At 71.2% G+C, this 12,853-nt stretch carries 10 protein-coding genes; 9 read left to right on the top strand and 1 reads right to left on the bottom strand.

Annotated features, from left to right (window positions below; all coding sequences use genetic code 11):
* Positions 1 to 8 precede the first annotated feature (8 nt).
* The 3 genes from ACFYP4_RS07940 to ACFYP4_RS07930 all read left to right on the top strand — a co-directional run bounded on the left by ACFYP4_RS07940 (position 9) and on the right by ACFYP4_RS07930 (position 4,992).
* Positions 9 to 2,405, top strand: coding sequence for a UvrD-helicase domain-containing protein (locus ACFYP4_RS07940; RefSeq protein WP_358853140.1), 2,397 nt, complete (start codon positions 9 to 11; stop codon positions 2,403 to 2,405).
* Between the two features lie 459 nt (positions 2,406 to 2,864).
* On the top strand, positions 2,865 to 4,298 hold the full coding sequence (locus ACFYP4_RS07935; RefSeq protein WP_358853141.1) for an NAD-dependent malic enzyme: 1,434 nt from the start codon (positions 2,865 to 2,867) through the stop codon (positions 4,296 to 4,298).
* Between the two features lie 412 nt (positions 4,299 to 4,710).
* Positions 4,711 to 4,992: an HU family DNA-binding protein gene (locus ACFYP4_RS07930; protein WP_007382399.1), complete on the top strand. Its 282-nt coding sequence runs from the start codon at positions 4,711 to 4,713 to the stop codon at positions 4,990 to 4,992.
* Between the two features lie 139 nt (positions 4,993 to 5,131).
* On the opposite strand, the gene murA is transcribed toward ACFYP4_RS07930, so the two are convergent.
* Positions 5,132 to 6,478, bottom strand: a complete 1,347-nt coding sequence (gene murA, locus ACFYP4_RS07925; protein WP_358851413.1) for a UDP-N-acetylglucosamine 1-carboxyvinyltransferase — start codon at positions 6,476 to 6,478, stop codon at positions 5,132 to 5,134.
* Between the two features lie 252 nt (positions 6,479 to 6,730).
* On the opposite strand from murA, the gene ACFYP4_RS07920 reads away from it, so the two are divergent.
* From ACFYP4_RS07920 to ACFYP4_RS07895, 6 genes are all read left to right on the top strand, one after another.
* Positions 6,731 to 7,303, top strand: coding sequence for a YqgE/AlgH family protein (locus ACFYP4_RS07920; RefSeq protein WP_358851412.1), 573 nt, complete (start codon positions 6,731 to 6,733; stop codon positions 7,301 to 7,303).
* A gap of 28 nt (positions 7,304 to 7,331) precedes the next feature.
* Positions 7,332 to 7,634, top strand: coding sequence for a DUF3039 domain-containing protein (locus tag ACFYP4_RS07915; protein ID WP_356172847.1), 303 nt, complete (start codon positions 7,332 to 7,334; stop codon positions 7,632 to 7,634).
* Between the two features lie 297 nt (positions 7,635 to 7,931).
* Positions 7,932 to 9,239 (top strand): extracellular solute-binding protein, encoded by a 1,308-nt coding sequence (locus tag ACFYP4_RS07910; protein WP_388783711.1) that lies wholly within the window; start codon positions 7,932 to 7,934, stop codon positions 9,237 to 9,239.
* A 4-nt stretch (positions 9,240 to 9,243) separates the two neighbouring features.
* Positions 9,244 to 10,236, top strand: coding sequence for a sugar ABC transporter permease (locus ACFYP4_RS07905; protein WP_358851410.1), 993 nt, complete (start codon positions 9,244 to 9,246; stop codon positions 10,234 to 10,236).
* Positions 10,233 to 11,093, top strand: coding sequence for a carbohydrate ABC transporter permease (locus ACFYP4_RS07900; RefSeq protein WP_358851409.1), 861 nt, complete (start codon positions 10,233 to 10,235; stop codon positions 11,091 to 11,093). Before ACFYP4_RS07905 ends, ACFYP4_RS07900 begins: the two co-directional genes overlap by 4 nt.
* A 4-nt stretch (positions 11,094 to 11,097) precedes the next feature.
* Positions 11,098 to 12,717 carry a beta-N-acetylhexosaminidase gene (locus ACFYP4_RS07895; RefSeq protein WP_358851408.1) on the top strand — a complete coding sequence of 540 codons (1,620 nt, stop codon included), beginning with the start codon at positions 11,098 to 11,100 and terminating at the stop codon, positions 12,715 to 12,717.
* Positions 12,718 to 12,853 lie beyond the last annotated feature (136 nt).

Here is a 12,853-nt window from a genome sequence, read left to right as displayed (position 1 = left end):
GGGGCCCGGTGGCCGCTCAGGTTCAACAGCAGGCCGCGCTCGGTCCGGTCGGGGGTTCCGCCGCGCTCGACTCGGCCGCGGATTCCGTACGCGACCGGGAGATCGGCGTGGAACAGGAACACCTGGACCGGGTGTACCAGCGGCTCGAGGAGAAGATCCACGAGGCCGAGTTCCTGATGAACGACGCCGCCCAGCGCGGTCAGGTCGGCACGCCTGGGGCGCTCGCCGAGCGCGACGCCCAGGTGTTCCGCGCGGGAATTCACCTCAACCGCCTCAACAACGAGTTCGAGGACTTCCTCTTCGGCCGGATCGACCTGCTCCTCGGCAAGGACGGCCAGAAGGGCCCGGACGGCGCGTACACGGCGGTGGACCCGGCCGAGGGCGCCGTCCGCGAGGACAACACCGCGGAGATCGCGGAGACGCTGCACATCGGCCGTATCGGCGTCCTGGACGCCGACTACGCGCCGCTGGTCATCGACTGGCGCGCCCCCGCGGCGGCGCCCTTCTACCGCTCGACCCCGGTCGAGCCGGGCCGGGTGGTCCGCCGCCGGGTCATCCGTTCCAAGGGCCGCCGGGTCCTCGGCGTCGAGGACGACCTGATGCGGCCGGAGCTGACCGCGACCCTGGACGGCCGGGAACTCGCGGTGATCGGCGACGGCGCCCTCATGGCCGCCCTCGGCCAGGCCCGCAGCCACTCCATGCGCGACATCGTGGCATCGATCCAGGCGGAGCAGGACCTGGTGATCCGGGCGCCCGCCGCCTCCGTGACGTACGTCGAGGGCGGCCCGGGCACCGGCAAGACCGCGGTGGCCCTGCACCGCGCCGCCTACCTCCTCTACCAGGACCGCCGCAGATACGCCGGCGGCATCCTGATCGTCTCCCCGACCCCGCTGCTCGTCGCCTACACGGAGGGTGTGCTGCCCTCGCTCGGCGAGGAGGGCCAGGTCGCCATCCGCGCCATCGGCTCCCTGGTCGACGGCGCCGAGGCCACCCAGTACGACTCCCCGGCGGTCGCCCGCGCCAAGGGCTCCCACCGCATGCTGAAAGTGCTGCGGAAGGCGGCCAGGGGCGCCCTGGAGACGTCCTTCGGGGGCGACGCCGGGAAGTCGGCCGGCGGGGAGCAGCTCGCGTTCGGCGAGGAGCCCGGCCGGCCGCAGGGGGCGCCCGTCCGGCTGCGGGTCGTCGCCTTCGGGCGGCGGGTCGAGCTGGAGGCCGCCGAACTGGACCGCATCCGGCAGAACGCGCTCAGCGGAACGGCACCCGTGAACCTGCTGCGCCCGCGGGCGCGCAAGCTGCTCCTGGACGCCCTGTGGGCCAGGTCCGGTGCGGGCACACGGCACACGGACCCCGAGCTGGCCGCGGAACTGCGGTCGTCGTTCGACGAGGACATCACGTCCGAGGACAGCTTCATCGAGTTCCTGGACGCCTGGTGGCCCGAGCTGACCCCGCGGGGCGTGCTGGCCGCCATGGCCGACGAGAAGCGCCTCAACCGCTGGGCCCGGCGGATCCTCAATCCGGGCGAGGTGCGCAAGGTGGCCCGCTCGCTCCGGCGGGACGGGCTCTCGGTGCACGACGTGGCCATGCTGGACGAGCTCCAGGCGATCCTCGGGACGCCCGCCCGGCCCCGCAGGAGACGCGACCTCGACCCGCTGGACCAGCTCACCGGCCTGGAGGAGCTGATGCCGACGCGCGAGGAGTCCCAGCGCGAGCGGGCCGAGCGGCTCGCCCAGGAACGCACCGAGTACGCGCACGTCATCGTCGACGAGGCGCAGGACCTCACGCCCATGCAGTGGCGCATGGTCGGGCGCCGGGGCAGGCACGCCACATGGACGGTCGTCGGCGACCCCGCCCAGTCCTCGTGGTCCGACCCCGAGGAGGCCGCGCAGGCCCGCGACGAGGCCCTGGGGTCCCGTCCCCGGCGCCGGTTCACCCTGACGGTGAACTACCGCAACCCCGCCGAGATCGCCGAGCTGGCCGCCCGGGTCCTCGCCCTCGCCATGCCCGGCTCGCAGTCCCCGTCGGCCGTACGGTCCACGGGCGTCGAGCCGCGCTTCGCCGTCGCGGGGGACTCGCTCGCCCAGAGCGTCCGGGCGGAGGCGGCCCGGCTGCTGGAGCGGGTCGACGGCACGGTCGGCGTCGTGGTCGCCATGAACCGGCGCGAGGAGGCGGCCCGCTGGCTCGCCGGGCTCGGCGGCCGGGTCGTGGCGCTCGGCAGCCTGGAGGCCAAGGGACTGGAGTACGACGCGACGGTCGTGGTGTCGCCCGCGGAGATCGCGGACGAGTCGCCCGCCGGTCTGCGGGTCCTGTACGTGGCCCTGACCCGCGCGACCCAGCAGCTCACCATCGTCTCGGCGGACCGGGACGAGCCGGACGCCCAGGGGGTGCCCGACCTGCTGCGGGACTGAGGAGCGAGGGGTTCTCGCGTGAGGCCGACCCGGTGACCCGGTAAGGAACTTCCGGGACGGGAATTGCCTTGCGGGGATCGTTTGTTACCTTGGACGTGACACCGGCCCGATCCAAGCCCCCGGGCCCAACCTTCGTCGCTACGAGCGACCACTTGCCGCGAGGCGAGCATGGCGGGCCGGTGTCATTGAACGTCCGAGAGGCCCACGTCACCTGGTGACGTGGGCCTCTCGCACGTCCCGGCCACCGCGCGTTCCGCTCCGCTCTTCCCTCCCGTCTCCTGCTTCTCGTATGGTGGAATTAGTTTTCCGAAAGTCTTCGGTCGTTGCGAACAAAACGTTCGCAACCCGGGGTGGCTACCACGTACTCCGCGGTAGGTGCGACGATCGGACGACGCCGCCGGGACGACAGCTCGTCCGCGGCGTACGCAGCGAACACGGTGAAAGCAGAGGAAGTCGGCCATGGCAACGGCGCCCAGCGTCTCCTACTCGATGACGGTCCGGCTGGAGGTGCCCGCCAGCGGAACGGCGGTCTCCCAGCTCACCGGAGCCGTCGAGTCCCACGGAGGCTCGGTGACCGGCCTCGACGTCACGGCGTCCGGGCACGAGAAACTCCGCATCGACGTCACCATCGCGGCCACCTCGACCTCCCACGCCGACGAGATCGTCGAGCAGCTGCGCACCATCGAGGGCGTCACTCTGGGCAAGGTCTCCGACCGTACGTTCCTGATGCACCTCGGCGGCAAGATCGAGATGCAGTCCAAGCACCCGATCCGCAACCGCGACGACCTCTCGATGATCTATACGCCGGGCGTGGCCCGCGTGTGCATGGCGATCGCCGAGAACCCCGAGGACGCCCGCCGCCTCACCATCAAGCGCAACTCCGTCGCGGTCGTGACGGACGGCTCCGCCGTGCTGGGCCTCGGCAACATCGGCCCCAAGGCCGCCCTGCCGGTCATGGAGGGCAAGGCCGCCCTCTTCAAGCGGTTCGCCGGCATCGACGCCTGGCCGCTGTGCCTGGACACCCAGGACACCGACGCGATCGTGGAGATCGTCAAGGCCATCGCCCCCGGCTTCGCGGGCATCAACCTGGAGGACATCTCCGCGCCCCGCTGCTTCGAGATCGAGGCCCGGCTGCGCGAGGCCCTGGACATCCCCGTCTTCCACGACGACCAGCACGGCACGGCGATCGTCGTCCTCGCCGCCCTGACGAACGCCCTGCGGGTGGCCCACAAGGCGATCGGCGACATCCGCGTCGTGATGTCCGGCGCGGGCGCGGCCGGCACGGCCATCCTCAAGCTGCTGCTCGCCGCCGGCGTCAAGAACGCGGTCGTCGCCGACATCCACGGCGTCGTGCACGCGGACCGCTCGGACCTGGTGGACGCCCACGCCGACTCGCCGCTGCGCTGGATCGCCGACAACACCAACCCCGAGGGCCTCACCGGCACGCTGAAGGAGGCCGTGCGCGGCGCCGACGTCTTCATCGGCGTCTCCGCCCCGAACGTGATCGACGGCGACGACGTGGCCGCCATGGCAGAGGGCGCCATCGTGTTCGCGCTCGCGAACCCCGACCCCGAGGTCGACCCGGCAATCGCCCGGCTGACCGCGGCAGTTGTGGCCACCGGCCGCTCCGACTTCCCCAACCAGATCAACAACGTCCTGGTCTTCCCCGGTGTCTTCCGCGGCCTGCTCGACGCCCAGTCGCGCACCGTCAACACGGAGATGATGCTGGCCGCCGCGACCGCCCTGGCGGACGTCGTGACCGAGGACGAACTCAACCCGAACTACATCATCCCGAGCGTCTTCAACGACAAGGTCGCGGGCGCCGTCGCCGGAGCGGTCCGCAACGCCGCGAAGGCGGCCGGGGTGACCGTGACGGACAACACGAGCGTCTGAACCGCGCGTTTCGGGGCAACACAACTGTGTGAGACCGGCTGTGACGGGTACCACGACCGTCTGAGGCCCGGCGCGTCGCGGAACCCGCGGCCTCTGGCCGCCTTTAGGGTGGCGGCCAGGCTCGGGCCTCCCCAGGTCCTGCGGTCCGCTGCCGGGAGCGGACGGAGCGTCACCACTCCGAGGCAGTGGCGCTCTTCGTGACTCCCAAGGGTGTTCGTGTGACTCCCAGGGGTGCCGGATTGGCTTTCCCGCCGCAGGTGGGGGCAGGATGCGTCTTCGGGCGCGAGGGTCTGGCGACGGACCCGGGTCCGGGGACCGACCGAGGACCCTGGCAGCATCGGCTACGCCGCATGAACGTGCGGCACCGCCGCGTGGCACGCCTCAACGGCAAGAAGAACACGGGAGTAACAACATGAACCGCAGTGAGCTGGTGGCCGCGCTGGCCGACCGTGCCGAGGTGACCCGCAAGGACGCCGACGCCGTTCTGGCCGCGTTCGCCGAGACCGTCGGCGAGATCGTCGCCAAGGGCGACGAGAAGGTCACCATCCCCGGCTTCCTGACCTTCGAGCGCACGCACCGTGCCGCTCGCACCGCCCGCAACCCGCAGACCGGCGACCCGATCCAGATCCCCGCCGGGTACAGCGTGAAGGTCTCCGCGGGCAGCAAGCTCAAGGAAGCCGCCAAGGGCAAGTAAGTCCGCCTGCGCCGCGACACGCGGCGCGGCATCGAGCAGTACGCCAATGGGGCGGCGCCCGGAGTTCCGGGCGCCGCCCCATCGTGGTGTTTGCGCCGGCCCGGCCCGCGGTCTCCGCCGCGAGCCGGGCCGGGTGCCGCTAGCCGAGCGCCTTGCCCGGCAGCTCGACCTTCGCGCCCAGCTCGACGAGCTTCTCCATGAAGTTCTCGTAGCCGCGGTTGATCAGGTCGATGCCGTGGACGCGGGAGGTGCCCTGGGCCGCGAGAGCGGCGATCAGGTACGAGAAACCGCCGCGCAGGTCGGGGATGACCAGATCGGCGCCCTGGAGCCGCGTGGGGCCCGACACGACGGCCGAGTGCAGGAAGTTGCGCTGGCCGAAGCGGCAGTTCGAGCCGCCCAGGCATTCGCGGTACAGCTGGATGTGCGCGCCCATCTGGTTCAGCGCGGAGGTGAAGCCGAGGCGGGACTCGTACACCGTCTCGTGGATGATCGACAGGCCCGTGGCCTGCGTCAGGGCCACGACCAGCGGCTGCTGCCAGTCGGTCTGGAAGCCGGGGTGGACGTCCGTCTCCAGGGCGATCGACTTCAGCTGGCCGCCCGGGTGCCAGAAGCGGATGCCCTCGTCGTCGATCTCGAAGGCACCGCCCACCTTCCGGTAGGTGTTGAGGAACGTCATCATCGAGCGCTGCTGGGCGCCCCTGACGAGGATGTTGCCCTCGGTCGCCAGGGCCGCGGACGCCCAGGAGGCGGCCTCCAGACGGTCGGGGAGGGCCGCGTGCGTGTAGCCGCCGAGCGAGTCGACACCGGTGATCCGGATGGTCCGGTCGGTGTCCATGGCGATGATCGCGCCCATCTTCTGCAGCACGCAGATGAGGTCCTCGATCTCGGGCTCCACGGCGGCGTTGGCCAGCTCGGTGACGCCCTCGGCGAGCACCGCCGTCAGCAGCACCTGCTCGGTGGCGCCGACGGACGGGTACGGCAGCTGGATCTTGGTGCCGCGCAGCCGCTGCGGAGCCTCCAGGTACTGGCCGTCGGCCCGCTTCTCGATCTTCGCGCCGAACTGCCGCAGCACCTCGAAGTGGAAGTCGATCGGCCGGCCGCCGATGTCGCAGCCGCCGAGGCCGGGGATGAAGGCGTGCCCGAGGCGGTGCAGCAGCGGACCGCAGAAGAGGATCGGAATGCGCGAGGAACCCGCGTGGGCGTCGATGTCGGCGACGTTCGCGCTCTCCACGTGGGAGGGGTCGAGCACCAGCTCGCCGGGCTCCTCTCCCGGACGGACCGTCACGCCGTGCAGCTGCAGCAGCCCGCGGACGACGCGCACGTCACGGATGTCCGGGACATTGCGCAGTCGGCTCGGAGCGCTGCCCAGCAGGGCCGCGACCATGGCCTTCGGTACGAGGTTCTTCGCACCGCGGACACGGATTTCGCCCTCGAGCGGGGTGCCGCCGTGGACAAGCAGTACGTCATCAGAGCCGTTGACGGTCATGAATCTCGCGTTCCGGTGAGGTGGGCAGGGGTTGAAGAGGCAAGCGTAATGGCCGCCCACCCCCCTTCTGTAAGCCCGAGGACCTCCCAGCCGCGTCATAGCTTGGCCACAACACGAACCGTTCCTAATCGGGCACACCGGGTCACCGGCCCCGGCGCGGGCCGGGTGGACCCCTCCGCGCCCTGAGCTGCGTTCACTCGCGTACCCGCATGGGCTCCCCACGTGGCGGGAAGATGAGAGATCATGTCTGGCATGACCGAGGTGTCCTCGCTCACAGGACGGCTGCTCGTGGCCACGCCCGCCCTGGCGGACCCGAACTTCGACCGCGCGGTGGTGCTCCTCCTCGACCACGACGAGGAGGGCTCGCTGGGCGTCGTCCTCAACCGGCCCACCCCGGTGGGCGTCGGCGACATCCTGGAGGCCTGGGCGGACCTGGCGGGCGAGCCGGGCGTGGTGTTCCAGGGCGGCCCGGTCTCCCTCGACTCGGCGCTGGGTGTCGCCGTCATCCCCGGTGGCGCGGCCGGGGAGCAGGCCCCGCTGGGCTGGCGCCGCGTGCACGGCGCGATCGGGCTCGTGGACCTGGAGGCGCCGCCGGAGCTGCTCGCCGCGGCCCTCGGCTCGCTGCGGATCTTCGCCGGATACGCGGGCTGGGGACCCGGTCAGCTGGAGGAGGAACTCGTCGAGGGCGCCTGGTACGTGGTCGAGTCCGAGCCCGGGGACGTCTCCTCACCCGCTCCCGAGCGGCTGTGGCGCGAGGTCCTGCGCCGCCAGCGCGGCGAACTGGCGATGGTGGCCACCTATCCGGACGACCCTTCGCTCAACTGACGGCTGTGAGCTTCAGTACCCTTGCGGCATGAGCACTCTTGAGCCTGAGACCCAGCCCCAGCGAGGTACTGGGACGGGGACCCTCGTGGAGCCGACGCCGCAGACGTCGCACGGTGACGGCGACCACGAGCGCTTCGCCCACTACGTCCAGAAGGACAAGATCATGGCGAGCGCCCTCGACGGCACGCCCGTCGTGGCCCTCTGCGGCAAGGTGTGGGTCCCGGGCCGCGACCCGAAGAAGTATCCCGTGTGTCCCATGTGCAAGGAGATCTACGAGTCCATGGGCGCCGGTGGCGACAAGGACGGCGGCAAGGGCGGCGACAAGAAGTAGCGCGCGCGGGGTGGCGGGCGACGGCCCGTAGCGACACCCCGCCGCTCACTTCGGCGCAGCAGCCGCGTGGACCTGGTGCCGCGGCATCCCGGTGCGGGGTGCCGCGGCCTTGTCGTGCCCGAAAACTCCGGCGCGCGCTCTCCCGGGACCCGGCCCGTTGCGCGGAGTGCGTCCCGGGGTCACAGAGTGGTGGAGACCTCTTGTGGCCGCGTTCAAGAACTCCATAGCCTCCGGTGTGTTGTGCACTGCGAAACCGTCATTGCGTATGTTGCAACGCACTTCCCCGGAGGATGCTCGATGAAGCTCTCTGTCCGTATGGCCGCGTCGCTGGCCGCCCTGTTGGCGGCCACCGTGACCGCCACCGCCTGCGCCCCCCAGTCGTCCGGCGGCTCCGCCTCCGGCAAGGACGAGAAGACGGGCACCCTGCGCGTCTGGCTCTTCCAGGAGGTCGACAACGGGCCCAAGGAGAAGGTCGTGGACGCCGCCGTCGACACCTTCGAGAAGGCCCACCGGGGTGCCGAGGTCGAGGTCGAGTACATCCCCGTCGAGACGCGCGCCCAGCGCGTCAAGGCCGCCTTCAACGACCCCGGCAGCGCTCCCGACCTCATCGAGTACGGCAACACCGACACCGCCGGGTACGTGAAGGACGGCGGACTCGCCGACATCACCGGGGAGTTCACCGACTGGGACGAGGCCAAGGACACCGACCCGACCGCCCGGCAGTCCGTGACGGTCGGCGGCAGGGTCTACGGAGCACCCTTCTTCGTCGGCGTCCGCGCCCTGTACTACCGCACGGACGTCTTCGAGGAACTCGGCCTCGACGTGCCCGGGACGCAGGCCGAACTGATCGACACCGCACGCCGCATCCGGGCCGCGAAACCCGGCCTGTACGGCCTCGTGGTCGGCGGCGCCTACACCTACGGCGCGATGCCCTTCATCTGGGCCCACGGCGGCGAACTCGCCCGGGGCAGGGGCGGCTCGTACGCCTCCGCCATCGACAGCGCCGCCGCCCAGAAGGGCATCAAGGCCTACACCTCGCTCTTCGGCGACGACAACTGTCCCGCGGCCAAGTGCGCGGGCATGGGCGGCAACGACACGGTGACCGCCTTCGCCGCGGGCAAGGCGGGCATGGCCATCGGCGGCGACTTCAGCCACGCGGCGGTGGAGGCCGGGAAGGTCAGGGGCAAGTACGCCGTCGTACCGCTGCCGGGACTCGAGAAGGGCGAGACGGCCCCGGCGTTCGCGGGCGGGAACAACGTCGGCGTCCTGAAGAGCACGTCCCACCGCTCGCTCGCCGTGGACCTGATGAAGCGGCTCGCGTCCAAGAAGACGCAGGGCGAACTCTTCGACGCCATGGGCTTCCTGCCGACGTACACCGACGTCCGCGCCGACGCCGCGAAGAAGGAGCCCTTCGTCGAGCCCTTCGTGAAGACGCTCGCCGCGGGCACCAAGTTCGTCCCCGCCTCGCCCGCCTGGGCCCGGATCGACGCCTCGCTCGTCCTGCCGACGATGTTCCAGGAGATCGTCAGCGGCAGGAAGGACGTGCCGGCGGCCTCGAAGGACGCGGCGAGGAAGATGAACGACGCCTTCAGCTCCGCGGGCTGAGCCGATGACCGCACACGACACCACCGAAGTCGCGGGCCGGGCGGGGCAGTCCGCACCAGGGCCGCCCCGACCGGTCCGGCGGGCCCCCGTCACGAAGGCGGGGCCCCCGAAGTCCCGGCGCGGGCACGGCGGCCGGGCCCCCTGGCTCTATCTCGCCCCCGCCCTCGTCGTCCTCGGCGGCCTGCTCCTCTACCCCGTCTACCAGCTCGGCCTGATCTCGTTCCTGGAGTACACCCAGGCCCAGGTCAGCGGCGGCGAACCGACCACCTTCCAGGGCTTCGGCAACTACGCGACGCTCTTCGCCGACGACGAGTTCCGGCGGGTGCTCCTCGCCACCGTGGTCTTCGCGGCGGCGTGCGTCCTCTCCACGCTCGCGACCGGCTGCGCGCTGGCCGTGCTGCTGACCCGGATACGGGCACTGCCCCGGCTCGCCCTGATGCTGGCGGCCCTCGGCGCCTGGGCGACCCCTGCCGTCACCGGCTCCACCGTCTGGCTGTTCCTCTTCGACCCCGACTTCGGCCCGGTCAACCGCGCCCTCGGACTCGGCGACCACTCCTGGACGTACGGGCGGTACAGCGCCTTCGCCCTCGTCCTCCTCGAAGTGGTCTGGTGCTCCTTCCCGTTCGTGATGGTGACGGTGTACGCCGGCATCCGCGCCGTGCCCGCCGAGGTGCTGGAGGCGGCCTCCCTGGACGGTGCCTCGCAGTGGCGGACCTGGCGCTCGGTGCTCGCCCCGATGCTCCGGCCGATCCTGGTCGTCGTCACCATCCAGTCGGTCATCTGGGACTTCAAGGTCTTCACGCAGATCTACGTCATGACGAACGGCGGCGGCATCGCGGGCCAGAACCTCGTGCTGAACGTGTACGCGTACCAGAAGGCGTTCGCGTCGTCCCAGTACGGCCTCGGCTCGGCGATCGGCGTGGTGATGCTGCTGATGCTGATGGCGGTCACGCTGGTGTATCTGCGGCTGCTGCGCGGACAGGGGGAGGACCTGTGACCACGTCGCACACGGCGGGACGGTTCCCGCGGCCCCGGCGCCCCTGGCGGCTGGCCGCCGAGGCGTCCGCCCTGCTGATCGCGGTGGCCGTCGCCTTCCCCCTCTACTGGATGGTGCTGAGCGCCCTCAGACCGGCGGGGGAGATCGAGTCCAGCGAACCCCGGCCCTGGACGGCGTCGCCCTCGCTGGAATCCTTCCAGCGCGTCCTCGGGCAGCAGGAATTCGGCCGGTACTTCGTCAACAGCCTCGTGGTGGCCTGCTCGGTGGTCGTCGTCTCGGCGCTCGTGGCGTTTCTCGCGGCGTTCGCGGTGACACGCTTCCGCTTCCGGTTCCGCACCACCCTGCTGGTCATGTTCCTGATCGCGCAGACGGTGCCCGTGGAAGCCCTCACGATCCCGCTCTTCTTCCTGATGCGGGACCTCGGCCGGCTCAACACGCTGAGCGCGCTGATCCTGCCCCACATCGCCTTCTCACTGCCCTTCGCCATCTGGATGCTGAGGGGTTTCGTGAAGGCCGTACCCGAGACGCTGGAGGAGGCGGCGCAACTCGACGGGGCGAGCCGCGCGCGATTCCTCTGGCAGATTCTGTTCCCCTTGGTCTTCCCCGGGCTCGTGGCCACGAGCGTCTTCTCGTTCATCTCCGCCTGGAACGACTTCCTGTTCGCCAAGTCGTTCATCATCAGCGACACCTCGCAGTCCACCCTGCCGATGGCACTCCTCGTCTTCTACAAACCTGACGAGCCGGACTGGGGCGGCGTGATGGCGGCCTCCACGGTGATGACGATTCCCGTACTGATCTTCTTCGTACTCGTCCAGCGGCGGCTCGTCTCGGGCCTCGGCGGAGCGGTAAAGGACTGACGTGATGGATGTGATTCCGGCGCCGCGCGCCGTGACCGGCCCCTCGCACGGTGAGGTGCCGCTCGACCGGGCGACCGCCCTGTGGGCCGCGCCCGGCACGGACGGTACGGAGAGGTGGCTGCGCTCCGTCCTGGGCGCGGCCCTCGGTCTGCCGCTGCCCCCGGGCGGGGCGGACGGCCCGAACACCCTGCGGCTGCGCCTCGACGACGGCCTGGAAGCGGAGGCGTACCGGCTCGTCGCGAGCACCGGCCGGGGCGTCGAGATCACGGGCGGCAGCGCGGCGGGCGTCTTCTGGGGCGCCCAGACACTGCGTCAGCTGCTCGGCCCCGACGCCTTCCGGCGGGCCCCCGTCCGGCCGGACGCCCGCCTCGCCGTCCCGCGGTGCGCCATCGAGGACGCGCCCCGGTTCCCCTGGCGCGGGATGATGCTGGACGTCTCCCGTCACTTCATGCCCAAGGACGGAATCCTCCGCCACCTCGATCTGCTGGCCGCACACAAACTCAACGTCTTCCACTTCCACCTGACGGACGACCAGGGATGGCGGGTGGAGATCAAGCGTCACCCGGAACTCACCGGGACCGGGTCCTGGCGGGCGCGCACGAAATTCGGCCACCGCGCCTCACCCCGCTGGGAGGAGAAACCGCACGGCGGTTTCTACACGCAGGACGACATCCGCGAGATCGTCGCCTACGCCGCCGACCGGCATATCACCGTCGTCCCGGAGATCGACGTCCCGGGGCACTCGCAGGCCGCCATCGCCGCGTATCCGGAACTGGGCAACACCGACGTCGTCGACACGGCCTCCCTCTCCGTCTGGGACGACTGGGGCATCTCCCGGAACGTACTCGCGCCGACCGACCACACCCTGCGTTTCTACGAGGGGGTGTTCGAGGAACTCCTCGAACTCTTCCCGTCCACGTTCATTCACGTCGGCGGCGACGAGTGCCCGAAAGACCAGTGGCGGCAGTCGCCCACCGCGCAGGCCCGCATCAGGGAACTCGGCCTCGCGGACGAGGACGGACTCCAGGCGTGGTTCGTCGGACACTTCGGCAACTGGCTGTCCGCGCGCGGCCGTCGGCTGATCGGCTGGGACGAGATCCTGGAGGGCGGACTCGCCGCGGGGGCCGCCGTCTCCTCCTGGCGCGGCTACCGGGGCGGCGTCACCGCCGCCCGCACGGGCCACGACGTCGTCATGTGCCCCGAGCAGCACGTGTACCTGGACCACCGTCAGCACGCCGGCCCGGACGAGCCGGTGCCCATCGGTCACGTCCGCACCCTGGAGGACGTCTACCGCTTCGAGCCCGTACCGCCGGAACTGACCCCCGACGAGGCGCGGCACGTGCTGGGCGCCCAGGCCAACGTGTGGACCGAGGTGATGGAGGACGCGGCCCGCGTGGACTACCAGACCTACCCGCGTCTCGCGGCCTTCGCCGAGGTCGCCTGGAGCGCCCTGCCCGCGCCCGCCGCGCGGGACTTCGCGGACTTCGAACGGCGGATGACCGCCCACTACGCGCGACTTGACGCCCTGGGGGTGGCCTACCGGCCGCCCGCGGGCCCCCGGCCCTGGCAGCGGCGGCCCGGGGTGCTCGGCCGCCCGGCCGAGGGGCCGCCCCCGAACGCGTGAGGTATGCCGGTGAGGAGCCCGTCCCGGGGTGCCGCCCCCGGGACGCGGCCGACCGGCGGAAATGCGCTCAGGAGTCACCGAAGAGTGCCAATTCCCGCGGACCGGAGATGCGGTGCCAAAAGGGGCCATCTCGCAG

This window comes from Streptomyces sp. NPDC005551, from assembly GCF_042871785.1.
Taxonomy (GTDB): Bacteria; Actinomycetota; Actinomycetes; order Streptomycetales; family Streptomycetaceae; genus Streptomyces.
Note: the sequence above shows the minus strand (reverse complement) of the source record. Positions and strands in the feature narration are given on the sequence as shown.